Source organism: Blastococcus sp. SYSU DS0539, from assembly GCF_054050855.1.
Window position 1 is genome coordinate 109,890 of the sequence record NZ_JBJHAF010000003.1, and the last position, 23,219, is coordinate 133,108.

Below are 23,219 nucleotides of genomic sequence, written 5' to 3' on the forward strand. Positions count from 1 at the left end.
GCCGGTGACCGCCGACCCCACCACCCCTGTGCTTCCCCCCCAGGTCACCGCCCGCTGGCAGGCCCGCTTCCGCGCCCCCCGCGTCTCGCTGCCCGACTGGGCCGAGGAGGCGCCGCACCGCAACCTCTACTCCTCCGACGTCAGCGGCGTGGTCGAGCAGTACGCGTGGGACCGGGAGACCGGCACCCACCGGCAGGTGACCGACCGGCCCAACGGGACGCTGATCGCCACCCTCAGCCCCGACGGCGGCACCATCTGGTGGTTCGCCGACGACGACGGCGACGAGTTCGGCGTGTGGATGACCCAGCCGTTCGCGGGCGGGGCGGACACCGTCGCGGTCGCCGAGGTGGGCCCGGCCTACCCGGCGGGCCTGGAGATCGGGCGGTCCGTGGTCGCCATCGGCCGCAGCACCGACGACGGCAGCGAGCTGTGGCTGGCTCCCTCCGGCGGCACGCCGCGGGTGGTCTACCGGCACCCCGATCCGGCGTCGGTGGACGCGCTGACCCGCGACGACGAGCTGCTGGTCATCTCGCACTCCGAGCACGGCGACCCGCGCTACCCCGCGCTCCGGGTGCTGCGGACCGCGGACGACTCGGTGGTGGCCGAGAAGTGGGACGGCGAGGGCCGGGGGCTGCACGCCCTCGAGTTCGCCCCGCTGCCCGGTGACCGGCGGCTGCTGGTCGGCCACGAGCGGCGCGGTCGCGAGGAGCTGCTGCTCTGGGACGTCGCCGCCGGCACCGAGACCGAGATCGTGCTCGACCTGCCCGGTGACGTGACCGCCGGCTGGTACCCCGACGGCTCCGCGCTGCTGGTCGGGCACGACCACGCCGCTCGCAGCGAGCTGTACCGCTACGACCTGGGCTCCGGTGCGCTGGAGAAGCTGGAGACGCCGCCGGGCGTCGTCCGCGGCGCCACCGCCCGCCCCGACGGCACGGTCGAGCTGGCCTGGTCGAACGCGGAGCGGCCGCCGGTGATCCGCCGGGCCGACGGGCCGGTCGTGCTGACGGTGAGCGACGAGGAGCCGCCGGCTGCCTACCCGGTGGAGGACCGCTGGGTCCCCGGGCCGGGCGGCGACGTGCACGCGCTGCTGGTCCGCCCGGCCGGGCCGGGGCCGTACGCCACCGCCTTCCTGGTGCACGGTGGGCCCGAGGCCGCCGACGACGACTCCTACCGCGCCCGCCGCGCCGCCTACGTCGACGCCGGGTACGCGGTCGTGCACGTGAACTACCGCGGGTCCACCGGCTACGGCTCGGCCTGGCGCGACGCGCTCACCGGCCGCCCGGGCCTGACCGAGCTCGAGGACATCGGCGCGGTCTACGACGCGCTGGTCGCCGAGGGCGTGATCGACCCGCAGCGGGTGCTGCTGACCGGCGGCTCGTGGGGCGGCTTCCTCACCCTGCTGGGCCTGGGCACCCAGCCGGAGCGCTGGGCGGCGGGGATCGCCGAGGTCCCGGTGGCCGACTACCTGGCCGCCTACGAGGACGAGATGGAGGGCCTGCGGGCCTACGACCGGGCGCTGTTCGGCGGCTCCCCGGACGAGGTCCGCGACGTGTACGTGCGCTCCTCGCCGCTGACCTACGTCGACGCCGTGGCCGCACCGGTCCTGGTCGTGGCCGGGGCGAACGACCCGCGCTGCCCGATCCGGCAGATCGACAACTACCTGGGCCGGCTCGAGGAGCTCGGCAAGGAGCACGAGGTGTACCGGTTCGACGCCGGCCACGGCTCGCTGGTCATCGAGGAGACCATCCGGCAGGTGGAGGTCGCCCTGGCCTTCGCGCTGCGGCACGTCCGGCCCTAGCGGCCGGCCCGGCCGGCGCGGCTACCTGTCGCGCCGGCCGGCCACCCGCGGACGACGCGGTTCCAGCAGCGCCCGGCGGGCGTTCTCCGCCCGCCGGCGCACCGCCCGGGAGAACGCGCGCCGCCCCCCGTGCGGGTCGTCCGGCGAGAACGCCGACCACACGAGGTGCGCCTCCGGCGGCTCCGGCGCCCGGTCGTCGGCGCCCCTCCGCTCGTGCAGCACCGCGAGCACCCGGTCGGCGAGGTCGTCGTCGTCCAGCAGGACGGCGAGGTCCTGCGGGTCGCGCCCCTCCGCGGCCAGGGCCTCGGCCAGCCGGCCGAACATCCCGGGGCCGAACGCCCGCACGACCGCGTCGCCGAGCACGGCGTGCGCGGCGTCGACCCGGACGCCGCCCTCCAGCGCCAGCTCGAGCTCGACCCAGCCCAGGAGCGTGTACCGGTCGGGCCCCGGGTCCGGCCGCGGGTCCGGCGGGAACGCCGGCCCGCCGCCGGGCAGGAGGTCGTCGCCGGTCACCGGGGGATCCTGCGGTCGCCGCGCGCCGGTCGCGGGCCTCAGCGGCCGCGCGCGGCGATCAGCTCGGCGATCTGGACGGTGTTGAGCGCGGCACCCTTGCGCAGGTTGTCGTTGCTGACGAACAGCGCGAGGCCGCGGCGGTCGTCGACGCCCGGGTCCTGCCGGATCCGGCCCACGTAGCTCGGGTCGCGACCGGCGGCCAGCAGCGGGTGGGGGACGTCGACGAGCTCGACCCCGGGGGCGGCCGACAGCAGCTCGGTCGCCCGCTCGACCGGGAGCGGCCGGGCGAACTCGACGTTGAGCGACAGCGAGTGCCCGGTGAAGACCGGCACGCGCACGCAGGTGCCCGACACCCGCAGCCCGGGGATGCCGAGGATCTTGCGGCTCTCGTTGCGGAGCTTCTGCTCCTCGTCGGTCTCGAACGTGCCGTCGTCGACGACCGAGCCGGCCATGGGCAGCACGTTGAACGCGATCGGCCGCACGTACTTCTGCGGCTCGGGGAAGCTCACGGCCGAGCCGTCGTGGGTCAGCTCGGCGGCCTTGTCGGCGACGGCCTTGACCTGGCCGTCGAGCTCGTCGACACCGGCCAGCCCGCTGCCCGACACCGCCTGGTAGGTGCTGGCCACGATGCGGACCAGCTGCGCCTCGTCGTGCAGCGGCTTGAGCACCGGCATCGCGGCCATGGTGGTGCAGTTCGGGTTGGCGACGATGCCCGTGCGGATCTCGGCCAGGGCGTGCGGGTTGACCTCGCTGACGATCAGCGGGACGTCGGGGTCGCGCCGCCAGGCCGAGCTGTTGTCGATGACCGTGACCCCGGCCGCGGCGAACCGGGGGGCCTGCGCGCGGGACGTGGTCGCGCCCGCGGAGAAGATCGCGATGTCCAGACCGGTGGGGTCGGCGGTCGCGGCATCCTCGACGGTGATCTCGCCGCCGGCCCACGGCAGGGTGCTGCCGGCCGAGCGGGCCGAGGCGAAGAAGCGCAGCTCGGCGAGCGGGAACTCCCGTTCGGCGAGCAGCCGGCGCACGACGGCGCCGACCTGGCCGGTGGCCCCGACGATGCCGACCCGCAGGCCGTCGCTGCTGGACGTGCTCATCGTCCGGTCCCTCCGTAGACGACCGCCTCGACGTCGGAGCCGAGGTCGAACGCGTCGTGCACCGCGCGGACGGCGATGTCCACGTCGGTGTCGCGGCAGACCACGGAGATGCGGATCTCCGAGGTGCTGATCAGCTCCAGGTTCACGCCAGCGTCGGCGAGCGCGCCGAAGAACTTGGCGGAGACACCGGGGTGCGAGCGCATGCCGGCGCCGACCAGGCTGACCTTGCCGATGTGCTGGTCGAAGCTGACGTCGGTGTAGCCGACGGTGTGCTTGACCTTCTCCAGGGCGGCCAGCGCCGCGGGGCCGTCGCTCTTGGGCAGCGTGAAGGAGATGTCGGCGAGCTTGCTGGCCTCGGCCGACACGTTCTGCACGATCATGTCGATGTTGACCTCGGCGTCGGCGAGGACCCGGAACAGCTGCGCCGCCTCACCCGGCCGGTCCGGCACCCCGAAGACGGTGATCTTGCCCTCCGAGCGGTCGTGCGCGACGCCCGTGATGATCGCCTGTTCCACCGGGAGGTCCTCCATCGAGCCGGTCACGATCGTGCCGGGGAGCTGTGAGTAGGAGCTGCGGACGTGCACGGGGATGCCGTAGCGGCGGGCGTACTCGACGCAGCGGAGCATGAGCACCTTGGCCCCGGAGGCGGCGAGCTCGAGCATCTCCTCGTAGGTGATGGTGTCGAGCCGCTGGGCGTTCGGGACGATGCGCGGATCGGCGCTGAAGACGCCGTCGACGTCGGTGTAGATCTCGCAGACGTCGGCGTTCAGCGCGGCCGCCACGGCGACGGCGGTGGTGTCGGAGCCGCCGCGCCCCAGCGTGGTGATGTCCTTGGTGTCCTGGCTGACGCCCTGGAAGCCGGCCACGATGACGACCGAGCCCTCGTCGAGCGCCGACTTGAGCCGGCCCGGGGTGACGTCGATGATCCGCGCCCGGCCGTGGCTGGACGTGGTGATGACGCCGGCCTGGGAGCCGGTGAACGAGCGGGCCTCGTAGCCGTGCTCGGAGATCGCGATCGCCAGTAGCGCCATGGAGATCCGCTCACCCGCGGTGAGCAGCATGTCGAGCTCGCGACCGGGCGGGGCGTCGGTGATCTGGCTGGCCAGATCCAGCAGCTCGTCGGTGGTGTCCCCCATGGCGGAGACCACGACGACGACGTCGTCGCCGTTCTTCTTCGCGGCGACGATCCGCTCGGCGACACGCTTCATGTGCGCTGCGGAGGCGACGGAGGAACCGCCGTACTTCTGGACGACGAGGGCCACGGGTCCACAGACTACCGGCGTCGCGCGCGGGACCGGTGGTTGCGTCCGCCGGTTCCCGCAGGATGAGATCAGCGGGTGGACGATCCGTCGGACTGGCTGCTGACCCTCGAGGAGCGCGGCAACCCCGCGTCCGACCTGTCCGCCTGGACCGAGGGGAACCTGGCCGAGCCGCTCGTCCACGGCGCCGCCTACTTCGACCGCCTGGTCGACGTGGTGGACGGCATGGGTGCCGGTGACCACCTGTACTTCACCGACTGGCGCGGGGACCCCGACGAGCGGCTCCGCCACGGCGGCCCCACCGTTGCCGAGCTCTTCGCCCGGGCGCTGGATCGCGGAGTGTGCGTCCGGGGACTGGTCTGGCGCTCCCACATGGACCGGATGCAGTTCAGCAAGGAGCAGAACCGCGCGCTGGACCGCGAGGTCGAGCAGTCCGGTGGACGGGTGGTCCTCGACCAGCGGGTGCGGTGGATGGGGTCGCACCACCAGAAGTTCGTGGTCGCCCGGCACCGCCGGGACCCGACCCGCGACGTCGCCTTCGTGGGCGGCATCGACCTGTGCCACGGCCGGCGGGACGACGCCGACCACGCCGGCGATCCGCAGCCCGTGCCCATGGCGGGCCTGTACGGGGACCGCCCCGCGTGGCACGACGTCCAGCTGCAGATCCGCGGACCGGCGGTGGCCGCGATCGAGACCGTCTTCCGGGAGCGCTGGAACGACCCCACCAACCCGCTGGCGCACAACCCGATCGCCTGGGTGCGCGGCAAGCTGCACAGCGCCCGGCTGCAGCCGGAGCGGCTGCCGGATCCGCTGCCCCCGCCGCCGCCGTGCGGGCCGCACCTGGTCCAGCCGCTCCGGACATACCCGACGATCCGCGCGTCCTACGAGTTCGCGCCCGAGGGCGAGCGTTCGGTGGCCCGCGGCTACCGCAAGGCCGTGACCCGGGCCCGGCGGCTGGTCTACATCGAGGACCAGTACCTGTGGTCGGCCGACGTCGCCCGGCTGTTCTGCGACGCGCTGACCGACTCACCCGACCTCCACCTGGTCGTGGTGGTCCCGCGCGCCCCGGACCACGAGGGCCGGTTCTCCGAGGTGCCGCAGTACGTCGGGCACCGGCAGGCGATCCAGCGGTGCAAGGAGGCCGGGCCGGGCCGGGTGCACGTCTTCGACGTGGAGAACACCGCCGGCCTGCCGGTGTACGTGCACGCGAAGGTGTGCGTCATCGACGACACGTGGGCGGCGGTCGGCAGCGACAACTTCAACCGGCGGTCGTGGACCCACGACAGCGAGCTGTCCGCGGCGGTCCTCGACACCACCCGGGACGCGCGGGAGCCCCGCGATGCGGCGGGTACCGGCGACGGCGCCCGCACGTTCGCGCGGGACCTGCGGCTCCGGCTCGCCCGCGAGCACCTGGGCCTCCCCGACGACGGCAGCCAGGACGACCTCGCGATCGACCCGGCCGCGTTCGTGGCCACGCTCGAGGCGCGTGCCGCCGCCCTCGACGGCTGGCACCTGGGCGGGCGACGGGGTCCACGGCCGCCGGGCCGGCTCCGACCGCACCGCGCCGAGCCGCTCCCGCTCGTCACCCGGCTGTGGGCGACGCCGCTCTACCGGTTGGTCGTCGACCCCGACGGCCGGCCGCTGCGCATGCGCCTGGCCAAGGATTTCTGACCCGGCACCCCGCCGGGACCGCTGCCCTCGCCGCCACCGGGTCGCTCGGGACAGTCCGTCTCTGCCCACCCCGCCCGGGCACGGACGGAAGACCAGCGGAACACCACCCCGGCACAGTCCGCCTCTGCCCACCCCACCCGGGCACGGACGGAAGACCAGCGGAACACCACCCGCCACAGTCCGCCTCTGCCCACCCCACCCGGGCACGGACGGAAGACCGGCGGAATCCCACCCCGGCACAGTCCGTCTCTGCCCAGCCCCTGTGGGCAGAGACGGACTTTCCACAGAACAGGAACACGGCTCGCGACCGGCCCACGTCGGGGGCCACGCTCGGCCGGTGCCCGACGCCTCTCCTCCGCCGCGCTTCGATCTGAGCGGCCTGCTACGGCGGATCCGCCGCCGAGCCGATCTGTCGCAGCGGGAGATCGCGACCGAACTGCACGTCTCGAAGTCGACGGTCGCTGCCGTCGAGGCGGGCACCACGGGCATGGACGCGCGTCTGCTCGCGGTCGCCGCGGGGCTGGCCGGGCTGCGACTCGGGCTGCTCGACGGCGACGGACGCGAGGTGGGCGGCATGGACCCCGAGGCGGTGCGGGACCGGGCCGGGCGGCGGTTCCCGGCCCACCTGGACACGGTGCTGAGCGACGAGCGACCCCAGCGGTGGGCCGACCGGCGCGACCGGGCCCGGCCGATCTACACCTTCGCCCGCCGCTCCCCGTGGGATCTCCCGGGGAGCCGCACGGAGGACCGCCCGGCCGACCACCTCCGCCCCCGGCCCGGAGACTCCCCCGAGGAGCGCGCCGAGGCTCGCCGGGCGGCGCACCGGCGCCGGCACCGGGAGGAGCTCGAGCGGCGGTTCCTGGCCGGTGAGCTGGCTGGGTTGCCCGACGCGTTCGCCTGCACCTGCCCGCCGGCCTGCGACGAGCTCGACGACTGGGACGGCCGCCCGGTCCACGCCGACGGCTGCCCGTGTCGCTGCGACATCGGCTGACCCGCTGCTACCGTGGGCCCCGTGCGCGGCAGCCTCCTGCTTACCCGCCGCGGCGAGGCCCTCTCCTAGGTCGGCTTCCTCGCCGCGGGGTCCAGGCGTTCCCGACGCCCGCTGACCGTCCCGGAGCCGTGCGCACTTCGCGCACGAGCAGCCCGCACCAGGAGCCTCCCCATGAGCGACACCCACCCGCACGCCCGCCATCCCCAGCAGCCCTCCGGGATGCCGGTCCACCGCTATGCGCCCTTCACGCCCGTGGTGCTGCCCGACCGCACCTGGCCGGACACCGTCACCACCGTGGCCCCGCGCTGGTGCGCGGTCGACCTGCGCGACGGCAACCAGGCGCTGATCGACCCGATGACGCCCGACCGCAAGCGACGCATGTTCGACCTGCTCGTCCGCATGGGTTACAAGGAGATCGAGGTCGGCTTCCCGGCGGCCAGCCAGACCGACTACGACTTCGTCCGTCAGCTGATCGAGGACGACCTGGTCCCCGACGACGTGACCATCCAGGTCCTCACCCAGTCCCGCGACGAGCTGATCGAGCGCACCTTCGAGTCGCTGCGCGGCGCCAAGCAGGCCATCGTGCACCTCTACAACTCGACGTCGACCCTGCAGCGGCGGGTCGTGTTCGGCTCCGACCGGGCCGGGATCGTCGACATCGCCGTCCACGGCGCCCGGCTGGTGCGCAAGCTGGCCGAGCAGATGCCCGAGACCGACATCCGGTTCGAGTACTCCCCCGAGTCGTTCACCGGCACCGAGCTCGACTTCGCCGTCGAGATCTGCAACGCTGTCACCGACGTCTGGGAGCCCACCCCCGAGCGGCCGACGATCCTGAACCTGCCCGCGACCGTCGAGATGGCCGAGCCGACCGTCTACGCCGACCAGGTCGAGTGGATGCACCGCAACCTGGGCCGGCGCGACTCGGTGGTGCTGAGCCTGCACCCGCACAACGACCGGGGCACCGCCGTCGCCGCCGCGGAGCTGGGCTACCGCGCCGGCGCCGACCGCATCGAGGGCTGCCTCTTCGGCAACGGCGAGCGCACCGGCAACGTCGACCTGGTGACCCTCGGCCTCAACCTGTTCAGCCAGGGCATCGACCCGCAGATCGACTTCTCCGACATCGACGAGATCCGCCGCACCGTCGAGTACTGCAACCAGCTCGGCGTGCACGAGCGGCACCCCTACGGCGGCGACCTGGTCTACACGGCCTTCTCCGGCTCGCACCAGGACGCGATCAACAAGGGGTTCAAGGCCCTGGAGGCCGACGCGCAGGCGGCCGGGGTCCCCGTCGCGCAGCAGGCGTGGGCGGTCCCCTACCTGCCGATCGACCCCAAGGACGTCGGCCGCAGCTACGAGGCCGTCATCCGGGTGAACAGCCAGTCCGGCAAGGGCGGCGTCGCCTACATCATGAAGACCGAGAACCACCTGGACCTGCCGCGCCGGCTGCAGATCGAGTTCAGCGCCGTCGTCCAGCGGCACACCGAGGACGAGGGCGGCGAGGTCACCGCCGCGCAGATGTGGACCGCGTTCAGCAACGAGTACCTGCCCGACCCCGCCGCGCCCTGGGGCCGCTTCTCGCTGTCCGGCCACCGGCACACCGCGCAGGGCGACTCCCTCGACGAGATGGTCGTGGAGCTCGTCGACCAGGGCGTACCGGTGACGGTGGAAGGCCGCGGCAACGGCCCGATCGCCGCGTTCGTGGACGCGCTGAGGAGCGTCGACGTCGACGTCCGCGTCCTCGACTACGCCGAGCACGCCATGTCCGCCGGCGGCGACGCCCGCGCGGCGGCCTACGTCGAGTGCGCCGTCGGCGACCGGGTGCTGTGGGGCGTGGGCATCGATCCCAACATCGTCACCGCGTCGCTGCGCGCCGTCGTCTCCGCGGTGAACCGGGACCAGCGCTAGGCACGCACCGCCGCGGAGGGCGGGGTCAGCCGGGCTGCTCCCGGCCGGCCCCGTCCTCGCGGCGGACCCCGTCCTCGCGGCGGACCTGGTCCTCGCGGCGGGCCTTGTCCACCCGGTCGACCTCGTCCTCCCGGCGGTTCTCCGCCAGGGACCGGCCGGGCTCCTCCGGGGGCGCGTCGGCGGGCTCGTCCCCCCGGTAGACGCTGTCGCGCGCCTCGCCCCCGGTGCGCAGGTCGTCGACCAGCAGCAGGTCCCGCCGGACGTGCCGCCGCCGGTAGGCCACCCGGCTGATCATGTGCGCGCTCACCGGGGCGGTCAGCATCTGGAACGCCGCGACCAGCAGCAGCATCCAGGTCGTCGACCAGCCCTGCAGCCGGATCGCGCCGCCGAGCATGACCAGCAGGAAGCCCAGGACCTGCGGCTTGGTCCCGGCGTGCATCCGGGTCAGGACGTCGGGGAACCGCAGCAGCCCCAGGCCGGCGGTGAGGCACAGGAACGACCCGATGAGCAGCAGGACGACGGCGACGACGTCGCCGGCGGTGGAGATGTCGTTCACCGCGGCACCTCCCCCGCCGGCCGGTCCACGGAGTCGTCCTGCGGCGAGCGCAGCATCATGCCGCCGATGTAGCGCGCCACCGACACCGAGCCCACGAACGCCAGCAGCGACACCACGACCAGCACGGGGACGACGGTCGGGTCCCGCTCCAGGGCCGCGTGCACGGCCAGCCCCGCCGCGATGATGACCAGCAGGGTGTCGGTGGCCACCACCCGGTCCAGCAGCGACGGGCCGCGGGCCAGCCGGACCAGCGCGAGCAGCGCCCCGACGCCGAGCATCCCGTAGGCCAGCCAGTAGACGACGGTCACGGCGTCCGCCTCCCCGGGGCATCGGCCCGCTCACCCGGCGGCAGGCCGAGCGCGGCGATCTCGGTCGCGGACCCGAACGCCCGCACCACCCGCTCCTCCTGGGCCAGGACCGACTCCCGCTGACGCGTCACGTCGCTCTCGTCGTCGACGTGCAGCACGTGCACGGCCAGGGTCCGCCGCTCGCGGTCCATGTCGACCACCATCGAGCCCGGCACCAGGGTGAGCGACTCGGCCAGGATCGTCAGCAGCAGGTCGGAGTCGGTGCGCAGCTGCACCCGGATGATGGCGCTGTGGCCGATCCCGCGCGGCCGGACGGTCTGCCACGCGACCTCCGCACCCGAGGTCACCAGGTCGACGAGGAAATAGCCGAGGAAGCGCAGGAAGGCCAGCGGGCGCAGCCGGGTGCCGCCGACGACCGGTGGCAGCGGCAGCAGCACGGTCACCAGCAGGGCGACCACGATCCCGCCGAGCAGGTTGGCCCACGACCACGTGCCCCACAGGAAGTTCCAGACGAGCACCAGCCAGACCAGCAGCGGCAGCTGGTGCCGCAGCTGGTGGGAGATGCCCGACGGCTCGTCGGTCACGGCACGTCCTCCCCGCCGAAGACGGCCCCGACGTAGGGGTTCCGGTCGCGGAGGTCCTCGGCCGCGCGCTCGGCGACGCCGTAGAGGGGCCCGGCGATCGCGGTGAGCCCGACGGTCACCACCACCATCGCCGTCGTCGCCGCGAGCATCACCCGCGGCAGCGGCCGCGCGGACGCCATCCCCTCCTCCAGCTCCCCGCCGAACCCGTCGGTGGGCGGGGTGGCGGCGGTCGCGACGGCGGTGTGCCGCGCCCACGCCGCACGCGCCGCCACCCGCCGCGGGGTGCCCGTCAGCACGGAGGCGGCGTCGTCGTCCTCCGCGGTCTCCTTCTCGCCGGCAGGCTGCTGCTCGTCGACCGTGCCGGGCACCGGTGCGGGGGCGAGCTCGGGCCCGGCGTCGGCCGCGGCCGCGGCGTCGGTGTCGGCGGCCGGTGGCTGCGCCGGCGGCCGCCAGAAGGCCCGCGTCCACACTCGGGAGATGGCCAGCAGGGTGAGCAGGCTGGCCACGACGCCGGCCACGACCACGACGACCGGCAGCCCGCCGCCGTCGGCGATGCCGGCCTGGAGCAGCCCCAGCTTGCCGATGAACCCGGAGAACGGCGGGATGCCCGCCAGGTTCATCGCGGGCACGAAGAAGAGCACGGCCAGCAGGGGCGAGGCGGTGGCCAGCCCGCCGAGGCGGTCGACGGACGTCGACCCGCCCTGCCGCTCGATCAGCCCGGCGACGAGGAACAGCGTGGTCTGGATGGCGATGTGGTGGACGACGTAGAAGATCGCGCCGGCCAGGCCCGCCGCCGAGGCCAGCGAGATCCCGAAGATCATGTAGCCGATGTGGCTGACCAGCGTGAACGACAGGATCCGCCGGATGTCGGTCTGCGCCACCGCGCCCAGGATGCCGATCAGCATCGTGGCCAGCGCCGCCCACATCAGCACCCGGTCCAGCCCGCCGCCGGGGAACAGCAGCGTCTGGGTGCGGATGATCGCGTAGACACCGACCTTGGTGAGCAGGCCGGCGAACACCGCCGTCACCGGCGCCGGTGCCGTCGGGTAGCTGTCGGGCAGCCAGGCCGACAGCGGGAACACCGCGGCCTTGATGGCGAAGGCGATCAGCAGCATCGACTGCAGCAGCAGCTGGGTGCCCTCCGGCAAGGCCGCCAGCCGGCCGGCCAGCTGGGCCATGTTGACCGTTCCGGTCGAGGCGTAGACCAGCGCGATCGCCGCCAGGAACAGCAGCGAGCTGAGCAGGCTGACGACGATGTAGGTGATCCCGGCGCGGATGCGCGCGGCCGAGCCGCCGAGGGTCAGCAGCACGTAGCTGGCGGTCAGCAGGATCTCGAAGCCGACGTAGAGGTTGAACAGGTCGCCGGCCAGGAAGGCGTTGGCCACGCCGGCGATGAGCACGAGGAACGTCGGGTGGAAGATCGAGATCGGCGTCTCCTCGTCGCCGTCGGCCGCGCCCTGCCCGACGGCGAAGACCAGCACCCCGAGCGCCACCGTCGCCGCCACCACGATCATCAGCGCCGACAGCCGGTCGACGACCAGCACGATGCCCAGGGGCACCGGCCAGCCGCCCAGCGACACCGCCACCGCGCCCTCGGCGTCCGCGAGCACCAGGAGCGCCACGGAGACGGCGAGCACCGCGCTGAGCACGAGCACGCTCAGCGTCCGCTGCACGTGCGGGTGCCGCCCACCGACCAGCAGCGCGGCCGCGGCGCCCAGCAGTGGCAGCAGGACGGGGAGCGGGGCGAGGACGCCGGTCACCGGCGCCTCCGCCGGGTCGGGGGCAGCTCGACGTCGTCCGAGGGGATGCCGGCGTAGTCCCGCTCGAGCCGCGCCACGACGTCCTCGTCGCTCACCCCGGTGTCGGCGTGCGCGGCCGACCGGTCCTCGGGCGCCAGGTCGTCGGGGTCGATCTCGTCGGCGTCGGTGCCCGAGCGCTGGGCGACCCGCCGGTCCTCCTCGTCCACCTGCACGACCTCCTGCCGGACCAGCCGCCAGGACCGGTAGATGATCGCCAGTACGAACGAGGCGATGCCGAAGGTGATCACGATGGCGGTGAGGATCAGCGCCTGCGGCAGGGGGTCGCTCATCTCCGCCGGCTCGGCGTACCCGACGATCGGCGCGAGGCCGGCCGGGCCGCCGCTGGTCAGCAGCAGCAGGTTGGTGGCGTTGCCCAGCACCAGGAAGCCCAGCAGCACCCGGGTAAGGCTGCGGTCGAGCAGCAGGTAGACCCCGGCGGCGTAGAGCACGCCGATGACCACCGGTAGGACGACGGTCGGCGTCATCGCAGGATCACCTCGCCGGGAACGGAGTCGATCGGGTCGTGCTCGTCGGCCTGGCGGTCCAGTTCGGCGCCGAGGCTGCGGAGGATGTCGAGGACCAGGCCGACCACGATCAGGTAGACCCCGACGTCGAAGAAGAGCGAGGTCACCAGCTTGACGTCCCCCAGCACGGGGAGCGCCGTCTCCAGGATCGCCGTCTCCAGGACCTCCGCCCCGAGCAGCAGCCCGGCGACGCCGGTCCCGCCGGCGATCAGCAGCCCGACGCCGAGGAGCAGCCCCGGGTCCACCGGTGCGGCCTCCCCCAGCTCGTAGCGACCACCGGCCAGGTACCGCAGCACGAGCGCGAGCCCGGCGACGAGGCCGCCGGCGAAGCCGCCACCGGGCTGGTTGTGCCCGCTGAACAGCAGGAACACCGAGAAGACGACGATCGAGTGGAACAGGATCCGGGTGACCACCTCCAGCACCACCGAGCGCCGCTCGGGCGCCAGCGCGGCCGACGCCGCCAGCCACTGCCGGCGCGGGGCCCGGCGGGACCGCTTCTCCTGGCGGGCCAGGCGCACGGGGTCGAGCCGGTCGACGCTCCCGGTGCGCCGGCGCAGGAACACGAGGCTGGCGATGCCGGTCGCCGCGACGACGAGCAGGGAGATCTCCCCGAGCGTGTCCCAGGCCCGGATGTCGACCAGCGTCACGTTGACGACGTTCTGCCCGCCCCCGAGCTCGTAGGCGGCGTCCGGGTAGGCGAGGGAGACCGGCTCGGCGTTGCGGGCCCCCAGGGCGACCGCCCCGGCTCCGGCCATCACCAGGCCGACGGCGACGGCGAGCGCACCGCGCAGCGCGCGCTCGCGGGGCCGGTGCCGCTCGGTGATGTCCTTGGGCAGCTTGCGCAGGACCAGCACGAAGACCACCAGCGTGAGCGTCTCGACCAGGAACTGGGTGAGCGCCAGGTCGGGGGCTCCCTGCAGGGCGAACAGCACCGCGAGCCCGTAGCCGGAGACACCGACGACGATCACCGCCGACAGCCGCTGGTGGATGCGCAGGGCCAGCGCCGCGGCGATGACGACGACCGCACCGACGAGGGCCTGGACGGGGCTGTCCCACGCCCGCCACTGCCCCGGCCACGGCGCCTGGAAGAGCAGCACCGAGCCGGGCAGGGCCAGCACGACGACCAGGATCGTCCCGAGGTAGGCCGGCAACGACCCGCGCTGCGTGGTGCCGGTGACGAGGACGGCGAGGCGGTCGAGCGCCTGCATCGTGTTCCAGTAGCCCTCGTCGGCCGAGGCCCCGACCGCCAGCCGCCGCTGCACGCGGAACACCCGGCGCCGGGCGGCGAACAGCGCGGCGCCACCGAGCAGGGTGAGCGCCGACAGGCCCAGCGCAGGCTGGACGCCGTGCCAGAGCGCCAGCTTCTCCGCCTCGGGGGCGATCAGCGGCATGCGGTCGGCGTAGCCGGCGACGAGCGGCTCGAGCAGCGGGCTGGCCGGCCCGGCGACCAGCCCGGTCAGGGCCAGGACCGTGGGCGCGGCGAGGAACAGCGGCCCCGGCGGGTGGACCAGCTCGGCCGGCTCGGTGGGTGTGAGACCGTCCTTGCGGGCAAACGCTCCCCACAGGAAGCGGGCCGTGTAGCCGGCGGTGAGCGCGGACCCGACGACCAGCCCGGTCAGCACCAGCACCGCGGCGGTGCGGTCGGGGAGCCCGCCCTCCCACAGCGCGGTGAACGCCGCCTCCTTGCCCACGAAGCCGAGCAACGGCGGCAGCCCCGCCATGGAGGCCCCGGCCAGGCCGCCGATGACCGCGAGCACCGGCAGCCGGCGGCCGAGCCCGGAGAGCCGGCGCAGGTCGCGGACGCCCGTGGCGTGGTCGATGACGCCCACGGTCAGGAAGAGGGTGGACTTGAACAGCGCGTGCGCCAGCGTCATGGCCAGCCCCGCGGCGGCCAGCTCCCGGGTCCCTGCGCCGACCAGGACCATGAGGAAGCCGAGCTGGCTGACCGTGCCGAAGGCGAGCAGCAGCTTCAGGTCGTTCTGCCGCAGCGCCCGGTAGCCGCCGACGAGCATGGTCGCCACGCCGAGCCCGAGCACCACCGGCCGCCAGCCCGGCACGTCGGCGAAGCCGGGGGCGAACCGGGCGACCAGGTAGATGCCGGCCTTCACCATCGCCGCGGCGTGCAGGTAGGCGCTGACCGGGGTCGGCGCCTCCATGGCGGCGGGCAGCCAGAAGTGGAACGGGATCATCGCCGACTTCGTGACCGCCCCGGCGAGCACGAGCATCGTGCCGGCGACCAGGAACGGCCCGCTGCCGGGATCGGCGACGACCTCCGACAGCAGGTAGCTGCCGCTGGTCTCGCCGATCATGATCAGCCCGATCAGCATGGCCAGGCCGCCGGCCGTGGTCAGGATCAGCGCCTGGCTCGCGGCCCGCCGGGCGGCGAGCTTGGTGCCGGTGCCACCGATGAGCAGGAAGGAGAAGACGGTCGTCAGCTCCCAGAACACGTAGAGCAGGAGCAGGTCGTCGGCGAGGACCAGCCCGAGCATGGAGCCGGCGAAGGCGGTGAGCTGACCGGCGAAGCGGCCGGCCCCGTCGTCGTCGGGCTCGAAGTAGCGCGCGCAGTAGAGCAGCACGAGCGCACCGACGCCGGTGACCAGCAGCGCGAACAGCAGCGCGAGGGCGTCCAGCCGCAGCGCGACGGCCAGGTCGAGCGCCGGCACCCACGGCACGGTCTCGGCGACCTCGCCGCCCCCGGTCACGGCGGGCAGGCGGGTCAGAACCCAGCCGAAGCCCGCTGCCGGCACGAGCGCGAGGCCGAGGAACGCCGGCCGGCCCCACCACCGCACGAGCACGGGTGCCAGCACGGCGGCCAGCACGTGGAGCACCAGGACAGCGAGCACGGGTCTCCGGGAGTCTGGATGGGCTCGGGGACGACCACAGACGTCCAGGGACAGCCGGCGGTGGTGACCTCAGATTACGGGCGGACGTCAGCGGGCGCCCGGTGTGACCAGGCCGCTCTCGTAGGCGAACGCCACGGCCTGCACCCGGTCCCGGAGATGGAGCTTGAGCAGGATGCGGCTGACGTGGGTCTTGACCGTCGCCTCCCCGAGGTAGAGCCGGGCGGCGACCTCGGCGTTGGACAACCCGGCGGCCACGAGCGCCAGCACGTCGGTCTCCCGGTCGGTCAGCTGGGCCAGGGCGCCCGCCCGGGCCGGGTCGGGCACCGGTGCGGCGGCGAAGGACTCGATCACCCGCAGGGTCACGGCCGGGTCGAGCAGCCCGTGTCCGGCGGCGACCGTGCGGACGGCGGTGACGAGGTCCTCCGGCGGCGCCACCTTGAGCAGGAAGCCGCTCACCCCGGCCCGCAGGGCGGCGGTCACGTACTCGTCCTCGTCGAAGGTGGTGAGGACGACGACACGGGTGGGCAGCTCGGCGGCGAGCATGCGCCGCGCCGCCTCGAGGCCGTCCATCCCGGGCATGCGGATGTCGAGCAGGACGACGTCGGGCCGCAGCTCGGTGACGACGCGGATCCCCGTCGCCCCGTCGGCCGCCTCCCCCACCACCTCGTTGTCGGCCTCCGCGGCGAGCACCATGCGCAGCCCGGTCCGGATCATCGCCTGGTCGTCGACGAGCACCACGCGGATCACGCCGGCACCTCATCGCCGGCCGCCGTCGCGCCGGCCGCCGTCGCGCCGGCCGTGGTCGCGCCGGCCGCCGTCGCGCCTGCCCGTCGCACCGGCAGCGGGAAGGTCGCCCGCACCCGGTAGCCGCCACCGCGCACGGGGCCGACGTCGAGGTGCCCGCCGACGACGCCGGCGCGCTCGCGCATGTGCAGCTGGCCGTGCCCGCCGGGGCCGGCCGGGGCGGGAGGTGGCACCGGCACGCGGGCCCGGCCGTCGTCGGTGACGGTGACGGTGAGCCGGTCGGGCGCCCAGCCGAGCTCGACGCGGGTGGCGGCGGCGCCGGCGTGGCGCAGCACGTTGGACAGCGCCTCCTGCACGATCCGCACGGCGGAGACGTCGACCAGCTGCGGCAGCTCGACCGGCCGGCCGGTGACGACCAGCTCGATCGGCATGCCCCCGGCTCGCAGCTCGTCGAGGAGGGGCTCGAGCCGGCTCAGCGACGGCTGTGGCGCGGGCGCGCCGCCGGCCCCCTCGCGGAGGATGCCCACGACCCGCCGCATCTCGTCCACCGAGTCCCGACCGAGGCGTTCGAGACCGAGCAGCACCTGCTGGGCCTCGGGGTGGTCGGGCAGCAGCCGGCGCAGCCCGCCCATCTGCAGCACCATCACGCTGACCGCGTGGGCCACCGAGTCGTGGACCTCCCGGGCGATGCGGGCCCGCTCGGCGACGGCGGCGGAGGCGGCGACCGCCTCCTGCTGCTCGGCCAGCCGCGCCGCGAGCACCTGCAGCTCGCGCGAGCGTTCCTGGGCCTGCCGGACGAGCACCCCCACGCCCCAGCCCGCGCCCGTGACCAGCAGGTAGAACATGCCCTCCCACGGCGACACCGCGAACAGCGCTCCGCTGACGAGCACGACCACCCCGGCCGCCACCGAGCGCCCGGCCCGTTCCGCCGGATCGCTGCTCATCCCCGTCGCCGGCGGTGCGCTGATCGCCGGCTCGCTGCTCTACGTCGCCGGCATGGCGACCTCCCCGCCGCAGGGTTCCATGGCGAACGCGGACTACATCGCCGCGCTGGGCCGCGACGAGGGCCGCACCGCGCTGTCGGCGATGCTGCTGCACTACGGCAACATGGCGCTGGCCCTGGCCTGGCTGGCCGCACCGGCGCTCGTCCGCGGCCGCCGCGGCGGCGCCACCACCATCGCCGGGGCTCTCCTGCCGGCGATCGGGCTGGTCAGCGTGACAGGCATGGTCATGTACGACTACTGGACCGGTGCCATCGGGCGCGAGCTCGACCCGGCCACCGCGCTGGCCCTGTTCGAGGACGTGTCCGGCTCCGCGGCGGTCGGCGTGGCCGGCACGCTGACGCTGTTCGGCCTGCTCGGCCCGCTGGTGGTCTACGCGGGCCTCGCCCGCGCCGGTGTCACCAGCTGGTGGCTGTTCGTCCCGGCCGTGGCCGCGCTCGTCGCGTCCTCGTCGATGGCCTTCCAGCCGCTGCCGTTCGCGGCGTTCGCCCTGGTGGGGGCCGTCCCCGGCATCGTGGTCGGCCTGCGGCTGATCCAGCGCAACCGCGCCGAGGCGGCCGTCGCCTGACCCGACCGGGACCACTCCCCACGGACAGTCCGTCTCTGCCCAGCCTGGCTGGGCAGAGACGGACTGTCCGTGGATGGTTGTGTGGTGGGGGCAGGCTCAGCCCTCGGCGGTCTCGGAGGCGATCAGCCAGGCCTCCTCGACCTCGCCCTTCTCCGCCTGCAGCGCCTGGAGCTGGGCGTCCAGCTCGGCCGCCTTCGCGTAGTCGGCGGCCGCGGCGGCGAGCTGCTCGTGCAGCTTCTTCTCGTCGGCGTCCAGCTTGAGCATCCGCCGCTCGAGCCGGCTGGCCTCCTTCTTCGCCGCCCGCACCTCGGCCGCGGACACCGCGGGGGCCGACGTCGAGGGCGCACCCACCGGGCGCGGCCCGCCGTCCCCCGACGCCGTGGTCAGCGGTGCGCCGCCGGCCGCCCGGCGGCGCAGGTACTCGTCCACCCCGCCCGGCAGCTCCGCCAGCGTGCCGTCGCCCAGGAGCGCGACGACCTTGTCGCACACCCGGTCGACGAAGTACCGGTCGTGGCTCACCACCAGCACGGTGCCGGGGAAGCTGTCGAGCAGGTCCTCCAGCGCGGTCAGGGTGTCGATGTCGAGGTCGTTGGTCGGCTCGTCGAGCACCAGCACGTTGGGCTCGGCCATGAGCAGCCGCAGCAGCTGCAGCCGGCGGCGCTCACCGCCGGAGAGGTCGCCGACGGGGGTCCACTGCCGATTGGCCGCGAAACCGAACCGCTCGGCCAGGGTGGAGGCCGAGATCTCCTGGTTGCCGATGCGCGCGATGCGGGCGACGTCCTGCACCGCCTCCAGCACCCGGGCACGCGGCGGCAGCTCGGTGACGTGCTGCGACAGGTAGGCCGGCGCCACCGTCTGGCCGACGACGATCGATCCGGCGTCCGGCCTCGTCTCGCCCACGAGCAGCTTGAGCAGCGACGTCTTGCCCGCGCCGTTGACCCCGACGATGCCGATCCGGTCACCCGGGCCGACGTGCCACGTCAGATCCTTGAACAGCGTGCGCGGGCCGTCGTCGGTGGGCACGGCGTAGTCGACGTCCTCGACGTCGTAGACGGTCTTGCCGAGCCGCCGGGCGGCGAAGCCCTTGAGCGCCATCGAGTCGCGAGCGGGCGGCTCGTCGCCGATCAGCGCCTGCGCGGCGTCGATGCGGAACTTCGGCTTGCTGGTCCGCGCCGGCGGTCCACGGCGCAGCCAGGCCAGCTCCTTGCGGACCAGGTTCAGCCGGCGCTCCTCGGTCACCGCCGAGATCCGCGCCCGCTCCGCCCGGGCGAGCGTGTACGCCGAGTAGCCGCCGTCGTAGGCGTGCACGTTCCCGTCGGCCACCTCCCACGTGGTGGTGCAGACCTCGTCGAGGAACCACCGGTCGTGGGTGACGACGACGAGGCCGCCGGCCCGCTGGTTCACGTACTCGGCGAGCCAGGCCACCCCCTCGACGTCGAGGTGGTTGGTGGGCTCGTCGAGGACCAGCAGGTCCAGCGGCCGGATCAGCTGGGCGGCCAGCGCGACGCGGCGGCGCTCGCCACCGGACATCGGGGCCACCGGGGCGTCCAGGCCGAGCCGGTCGAGCTCCAGCCCGGTGAGCACCGAACGGACGGCGGGGTCGCCGGCCCACTCGTGCTCGGCGGCGAACATCGAGGTGGGCAGGACGACGTCGCGCACCGTCGTCCCCGGCGGGAGGGTCCCGGACTGGTCCAGGACGCCCATCGCGAGGTCACCGCGGCGGGTGACCCGGCCGGAGTCGGGCTCGTCCGTGCCGGTGAGCAGCGACAGCAGCGTGCTCTTGCCGCCGCCGTTGCGGCCGACGACGCCGATCCGCTCGCCGGCGGCGACGCCGAGGGAGACGTCGTCGAGGATCACGGTGGTGCCGTGCGCCTTGTGCACCCGCTCGAGGTTGACCAGGTTCAGGGGTGCGCTCATCGGCTGCTCGCAGAAGTCATGGGCCCTCAGTATCCGACGGTCGCCTCCGCGGGGGCCACGGCGGTGTCCGCGACGGTCGACCGGGGCAGCCGCAGGCAGCCCAGGAGGCCGAGCGCCACGACCCCGGCGACGACGAGGAAGCCGGTCGCGGTGCTCGTCGCCGCGGCCAGCGGTGGGACGGTGAGGTTGCCGACGATCCCGCCGAGCGCCAGCGCCAGCGACATCGCCGAGACGGCGGTGGCCCGGTGAGCTGCGTCGACCCGCGTGTGCAGGACCGCGCTCAGCAGCGGCCAGACGGAGCCGTGGGAGAGGTAGTACAGGGCGAAGCCCGCGGCGGCCGGGACGAGCGCGTCGGGCCCGGCGACCAGGGCGAGCGACAGGCTCCCGAAGGCGAACAGCAGGGCGCCGGCGGCGCGGGTGGAGCCGCGGAGCAGCCGCCGCAGGGTCGGGGCGAGCACCGAGCCGACCGCCGACGCGGCGAACGCGATCGCCAGGACCACGCCGTAGACGGCGGCGCCGTCGTCCCGCCCACCGGTCAGCTCGGCGAACCGGACGGGCCCCAGCAGCTCGCACACGACCAGCCCGACGCCGGTGACGGCGGTCAGGGCCAGGACCAGCCGCAGGGGGCGGTCGCTGACCGACAGCCGCACCGACTCCCCGACGGTCGCCGGCACCGCACGCGCCCCGGCGGCCAGCGCGCCGAGGACGCTCCCCTCGCGCGGTGGCCGGTGCTCGGTCAGCAGCCACAGCACCGCGCCCACGTACCCGACGTCGAGGACGGCGGCGCCCAGGTAGGAGAGCGCGAGACCCTCGGCGCCGCCGCCCCCGAGCAGCGCCGGGAGGAACCCGCCGACGACCGCGCCGACGGCGAGGCTCGCCCCGTCGGCCGCCGAGTGCTTGGCCAGACCGGGGGCGACGTCGGCGCCGGGCTCCAGCCGGTGGACGGTGTCCACGTACCAGGCCTCGAGCGGGCCGGAGTCCAGCACGCGGCCCACCCCGAGGGCCACGACCCCCGCCAGGAAACCGCCGAACGACGTCGCCGTCGCGATCAGCAGGCACGAGGCGATGTGCAGCGCGGCGCCGGCGACCACGACGGGACGGCGGCCGAGCACGTCGGCCAGCCCTCCGGTGGGCAGCTCCAGCACCACGACCAGCACCCCGTGGACGGTGAGCAGGACGCCGATCTCGGCGAGCGAGAGACCCCGCGCCTGGGCGAGCAGGACGGTGATCGGCGTCGTGAGCCCGACCGGCAGCCAGCGCAGGCCGGTCAGCCAGACGAGTCGCCGGGTGGCGGAGCGGACGGTCTGCGGCGCGCTCACGTCGGCCACTCCCGCAGCGGCACCAGGTCGAGCAGCACGCAGATCTGCTCGGTGCCCTCCGCCGGTGGCGCATCGCCGGGGTGCTCGGCCATCCAGCGCCGCAGCGTGGCGTGCAGCTCGCCGATCAGCTCGCGCGCCTGGGCGGGGCTCAGCCGGAGCCCGTAGTCGTTGAGCGTGGCGGCGTCGGTCCAGCCGGGATCGAGCTGGTCCTTCTGCTCGAACCAGGCGTCGAGCACCCGGGCGTGCTGGTCGATCTGCAGGCGGCTCATCTCGTCCTGCACCTCGGCGCCCCCCTCCTGCGGGAGGAGCTCCCCGGCCTGCCAGCTGGTCATCCGGTGCCGCGCCCGCCACCACCGCTCGCGCGCCGTCCCCTGGCCCTCGACCTCCTCCACGAAGCCGTACGCGGCCAGCTGGCGCAGGTGGTAGCTGGTCGACCCGCTGCTCTCCCCCACCTCCCGCGCCAGTCCGCTCGCCGTCGCGGGACCGTGCACCCGCAGTCGGCCGAGCAGGCGGCTGCGCAGCGGGTGCGCCAGCGCGCGCAGCGCGCGGACGTCGGTCACCCGGACGGCGGGATCCGGCGGCAAGGGATCCGGCGGCGAGGGATCCGGCGGCGAGGGATCCGGCGGGGTGCGATCGGCGGGCACGACACCACGGTAGGAATGCAAAGAGTTCTTTGCAAGAATCTCTTTGCAACCGATCGACGGGACGGGAAGAGAACGGGCTCACCGCGCGCTACGGTCAGCATTAGTTGAGCCCTCAACCAAGGAGGCCGGCATGCCTGCCGTGACCGTCGAGGACACCACCACCCTGCCGCGGGTCCCGCTGCCCGCGCCACGCACGGTCCGCCGCCGCACCCGCTCGGTGACGACGGCGCCGTCGGGCTTCGAGGGCGAAGGCTTCCCCGTGCGCCGCGCCTTCGCCGGCGTCGACCTGCGCGCGCTGGACCCGTTCCTCCACATGGACCAGATGGGCGAGGTCGAGTACGCCCCCGGCGAGCCCAAGGGCACCAGCTGGCACCCGCACCGCGGCTTCGAGACCGTCACCTACCTGCTCGACGGCACCTTCGAGCACGCCGACTCCCACGGCGGGGGCGGCACGATCAGCGACGGCGACACCCAGTGGATGACCGCCGGCGGTGGCGTCCTGCACATCGAGCGCCCGCCGGAGCAGCTGGTCGTCAGCGGCGGCTTGTTCCACGGGCTGCAGCTGTGGGTGAACCTGCCGCAGGCGCAGAAGTGGGTGGAGCCGCGCTACCAGGACCTGCGCGCCGAGTCCGCGGTGCTGCTGGCCAGCCCCGACGCCGGCGCCTTCCTCCGGGTCATCGCCGGGGACGTCGCCGGTCACACCGGTCCGGGGTCCACGTACACCCCGATGGCGATGGTGCACGCGACCGTCTCCCCCGGCGCCACGCTCGACCTGCCCTGGCGGCCGGACTTCAACGCGCTGGTCTACGTGCTCTCCGGCGCCGGCTCGGTCGGCATCGACGGCGCCCCGGTGCGCACCGGCCAGCTGGCGGTGCTCGGTCCGGGCGACACCGTCACCGTGCGGGGCGCGGTCCACCAGGAGTCGCGCACGCCGGCCCTCGACGTCGTCGTCCTCGGCGGCCGGCCGATCAACGAGCCGATCGCCATGTACGGCCCGTTCGTCATGAACACCCGGCAGGAGGTGGCCGACGCGTTCGCCGACTTCTCCGCCGGCCGGCTCGGCTCGATCCCCGCGCAGCGCGTCGAGGGACCGGTTCCATCTTTTCGCCCGCCCACCGTCCCCCACGCCGACGTCCGAGGCGAGACTGGGCAGACGCCGGCCTGACGCCGCGGCGGCCGGA

Annotated in this window: 20 protein-coding genes; 6 read left to right on the plus strand and 14 right to left on the minus strand. The window is 74.3% G+C overall.

From position 1 onward, the window contains the following. The first annotated feature begins 4 nt into the window (after nt 1-4). Nucleotides 5-1,798 (plus strand): prolyl oligopeptidase family serine peptidase, encoded by a 1,794-nt coding sequence (locus ACI790_RS04890; RefSeq protein WP_456568666.1) that lies wholly within the window; start codon nt 5-7, stop codon nt 1,796-1,798. Between the two features lie 21 nt (nt 1,799-1,819). On the opposite strand, the gene ACI790_RS04895 is transcribed toward ACI790_RS04890, so the two are convergent. Genes ACI790_RS04895 through ACI790_RS04905 form a run of 3 tightly spaced genes read right to left on the minus strand, consistent with a single transcriptional unit; the run spans nt 1,820 to nt 4,667 of the window. After that, nucleotides 1,820-2,311, minus strand: a complete 492-nt coding sequence (locus tag ACI790_RS04895; RefSeq protein WP_456568667.1) for a hypothetical protein — start codon at nt 2,309-2,311, stop codon at nt 1,820-1,822. Nucleotides 2,312-2,349: 38 nt separating this feature from the next. Next, nucleotides 2,350-3,405, minus strand: coding sequence for an aspartate-semialdehyde dehydrogenase (locus tag ACI790_RS04900; RefSeq protein WP_456568668.1), 1,056 nt, complete (start codon nt 3,403-3,405; stop codon nt 2,350-2,352). Next, nucleotides 3,402-4,667, minus strand: coding sequence for an aspartate kinase (locus ACI790_RS04905; RefSeq protein WP_456568669.1), 1,266 nt, complete (start codon nt 4,665-4,667; stop codon nt 3,402-3,404). Before ACI790_RS04905 ends, ACI790_RS04900 begins: the two co-directional genes overlap by 4 nt. Before the next feature lie 75 nt (nt 4,668-4,742). On the opposite strand from ACI790_RS04905, the gene ACI790_RS04910 reads away from it, so the two are divergent. The 3 genes from ACI790_RS04910 (at nt 4,743) to leuA (ending at nt 9,231) form a co-directional block, all read left to right on the plus strand. Continuing rightward, nucleotides 4,743-6,335, plus strand: coding sequence for a phospholipase D-like domain-containing protein (locus ACI790_RS04910; protein WP_456568670.1), 1,593 nt, complete (start codon nt 4,743-4,745; stop codon nt 6,333-6,335). A gap of 337 nt (nt 6,336-6,672) precedes the next feature. Beyond that, nucleotides 6,673-7,326 (plus strand): helix-turn-helix domain-containing protein, encoded by a 654-nt coding sequence (locus ACI790_RS04915; protein WP_456568671.1) that lies wholly within the window; start codon nt 6,673-6,675, stop codon nt 7,324-7,326. A gap of 171 nt (nt 7,327-7,497) precedes the next feature. Continuing rightward, a complete protein-coding gene (gene leuA / locus ACI790_RS04920; RefSeq protein WP_456568672.1) occupies nt 7,498-9,231 on the plus strand; it encodes a 2-isopropylmalate synthase in 1,734 nt (577 codons plus the stop codon). 25 nt (nt 9,232-9,256) lie between these two features. Here leuA and mnhG read toward each other — a convergent pair whose 3' ends face one another. The 8 genes from mnhG to ACI790_RS04960 form a co-directional block, all read right to left on the minus strand. Continuing rightward, nucleotides 9,257-9,787 (minus strand): monovalent cation/H(+) antiporter subunit G, encoded by a 531-nt coding sequence (mnhG, locus tag ACI790_RS04925; RefSeq protein WP_456568673.1) that lies wholly within the window; start codon nt 9,785-9,787, stop codon nt 9,257-9,259. Next, entirely contained in the window at nt 9,784-10,095 is a 312-nt protein-coding gene (locus ACI790_RS04930; RefSeq protein ID WP_456568674.1) for a monovalent cation/H+ antiporter complex subunit F, read from the minus strand. The genes mnhG and ACI790_RS04930 overlap by 4 nt, the downstream gene beginning before the upstream one ends. After that, a complete protein-coding gene (locus ACI790_RS04935; RefSeq protein ID WP_456568675.1) occupies nt 10,092-10,679 on the minus strand; it encodes a Na+/H+ antiporter subunit E in 588 nt (195 codons plus the stop codon). Before ACI790_RS04935 ends, ACI790_RS04930 begins: the two co-directional genes overlap by 4 nt. Then, complete coding sequence (locus ACI790_RS04940) at nt 10,676-12,439, minus strand: Na+/H+ antiporter subunit D (protein WP_456568676.1); 1,764 nt, start codon at nt 12,437-12,439, stop codon at nt 10,676-10,678. Before ACI790_RS04940 ends, ACI790_RS04935 begins: the two co-directional genes overlap by 4 nt. After that, nucleotides 12,436-12,963, minus strand: a complete 528-nt coding sequence (locus ACI790_RS04945) for a Na(+)/H(+) antiporter subunit C (RefSeq protein ID WP_456568677.1) — start codon at nt 12,961-12,963, stop codon at nt 12,436-12,438. Before ACI790_RS04945 ends, ACI790_RS04940 begins: the two co-directional genes overlap by 4 nt. Beyond that, complete coding sequence (locus ACI790_RS04950) at nt 12,960-15,845, minus strand: Na+/H+ antiporter subunit A (RefSeq protein WP_456568678.1); 2,886 nt, start codon at nt 15,843-15,845, stop codon at nt 12,960-12,962. The genes ACI790_RS04945 and ACI790_RS04950 overlap by 4 nt, the downstream gene beginning before the upstream one ends. Nucleotides 15,846-15,932: 87 nt before the next feature. Then, nucleotides 15,933-16,592: a response regulator gene (locus ACI790_RS04955; RefSeq protein WP_456568679.1), complete on the minus strand. Its 660-nt coding sequence runs from the start codon at nt 16,590-16,592 to the stop codon at nt 15,933-15,935. Then, nucleotides 16,589-17,479, minus strand: a complete 891-nt coding sequence (locus tag ACI790_RS04960) for a sensor histidine kinase (protein WP_456568680.1) — start codon at nt 17,477-17,479, stop codon at nt 16,589-16,591. Before ACI790_RS04960 ends, ACI790_RS04955 begins: the two co-directional genes overlap by 4 nt. Here ACI790_RS04960 and ACI790_RS04965 point away from each other — a divergent pair. Continuing rightward, on the plus strand, nt 17,433-18,158 hold the full coding sequence (locus ACI790_RS04965; protein WP_456568681.1) for a hypothetical protein: 726 nt from the start codon (nt 17,433-17,435) through the stop codon (nt 18,156-18,158). The two genes, ACI790_RS04960 and ACI790_RS04965, sit on opposite strands and share 47 nt — an antisense overlap. Before the next feature lie 96 nt (nt 18,159-18,254). Here ACI790_RS04965 and ACI790_RS04970 read toward each other — a convergent pair whose 3' ends face one another. The 3 genes from ACI790_RS04970 to ACI790_RS04980 are packed head-to-tail and all read right to left on the minus strand — an operon-like array spanning nt 18,255 to nt 22,038. Next, the gene (locus tag ACI790_RS04970) at nt 18,255-20,075 is read right to left on the minus strand and encodes an ABC-F family ATP-binding cassette domain-containing protein (protein ID WP_456568682.1); all 1,821 of its coding nucleotides are present in this window, start codon (nt 20,073-20,075) and stop codon (nt 18,255-18,257) included. Nucleotides 20,076-20,101: 26 nt separating this feature from the next. After that, nucleotides 20,102-21,394, minus strand: a complete 1,293-nt coding sequence (locus ACI790_RS04975) for an MFS transporter (RefSeq protein ID WP_456568683.1) — start codon at nt 21,392-21,394, stop codon at nt 20,102-20,104. Beyond that, complete coding sequence (locus ACI790_RS04980; RefSeq protein ID WP_456568684.1) at nt 21,391-22,038, minus strand: helix-turn-helix domain-containing protein; 648 nt, start codon at nt 22,036-22,038, stop codon at nt 21,391-21,393. The genes ACI790_RS04975 and ACI790_RS04980 overlap by 4 nt, the downstream gene beginning before the upstream one ends. Before the next feature lie 130 nt (nt 22,039-22,168). On the opposite strand from ACI790_RS04980, the gene ACI790_RS04985 reads away from it, so the two are divergent. Beyond that, nucleotides 22,169-23,203, plus strand: coding sequence for a pirin family protein (locus ACI790_RS04985; RefSeq protein ID WP_456568685.1), 1,035 nt, complete (start codon nt 22,169-22,171; stop codon nt 23,201-23,203). Nucleotides 23,204-23,219: the final 16 nt, after the last annotated feature.

Bases quoted from the DNA above. Each gene is read 5' to 3' on its own strand.
- ACI790_RS04900 (WP_456568668.1), bottom strand. From the start codon at position 3,405: ATGAGCACGTCCAGCAGCGACGGCCTGCGGGTCGGCATCGTCGGGGCC.
- leuA (WP_456568672.1), top strand. From the start codon at position 7,498: ATGAGCGACACCCACCCGCACGCCCGCCATCCCCAGCAGCCCTCCGGG.
- ACI790_RS04945 (WP_456568677.1), bottom strand. From the start codon at position 12,963: ATGACGCCGACCGTCGTCCTACCGGTGGTCATCGGCGTGCTCTACGCC.
- ACI790_RS04965 (WP_456568681.1), top strand. From the start codon at position 17,433: ATGCCCTCCCACGGCGACACCGCGAACAGCGCTCCGCTGACGAGCACG.
- ACI790_RS04970 (WP_456568682.1), bottom strand. From the start codon at position 20,075: ATGAGCGCACCCCTGAACCTGGTCAACCTCGAGCGGGTGCACAAGGCG.
- ACI790_RS04985 (WP_456568685.1), top strand. From the start codon at position 22,169: ATGCCTGCCGTGACCGTCGAGGACACCACCACCCTGCCGCGGGTCCCG.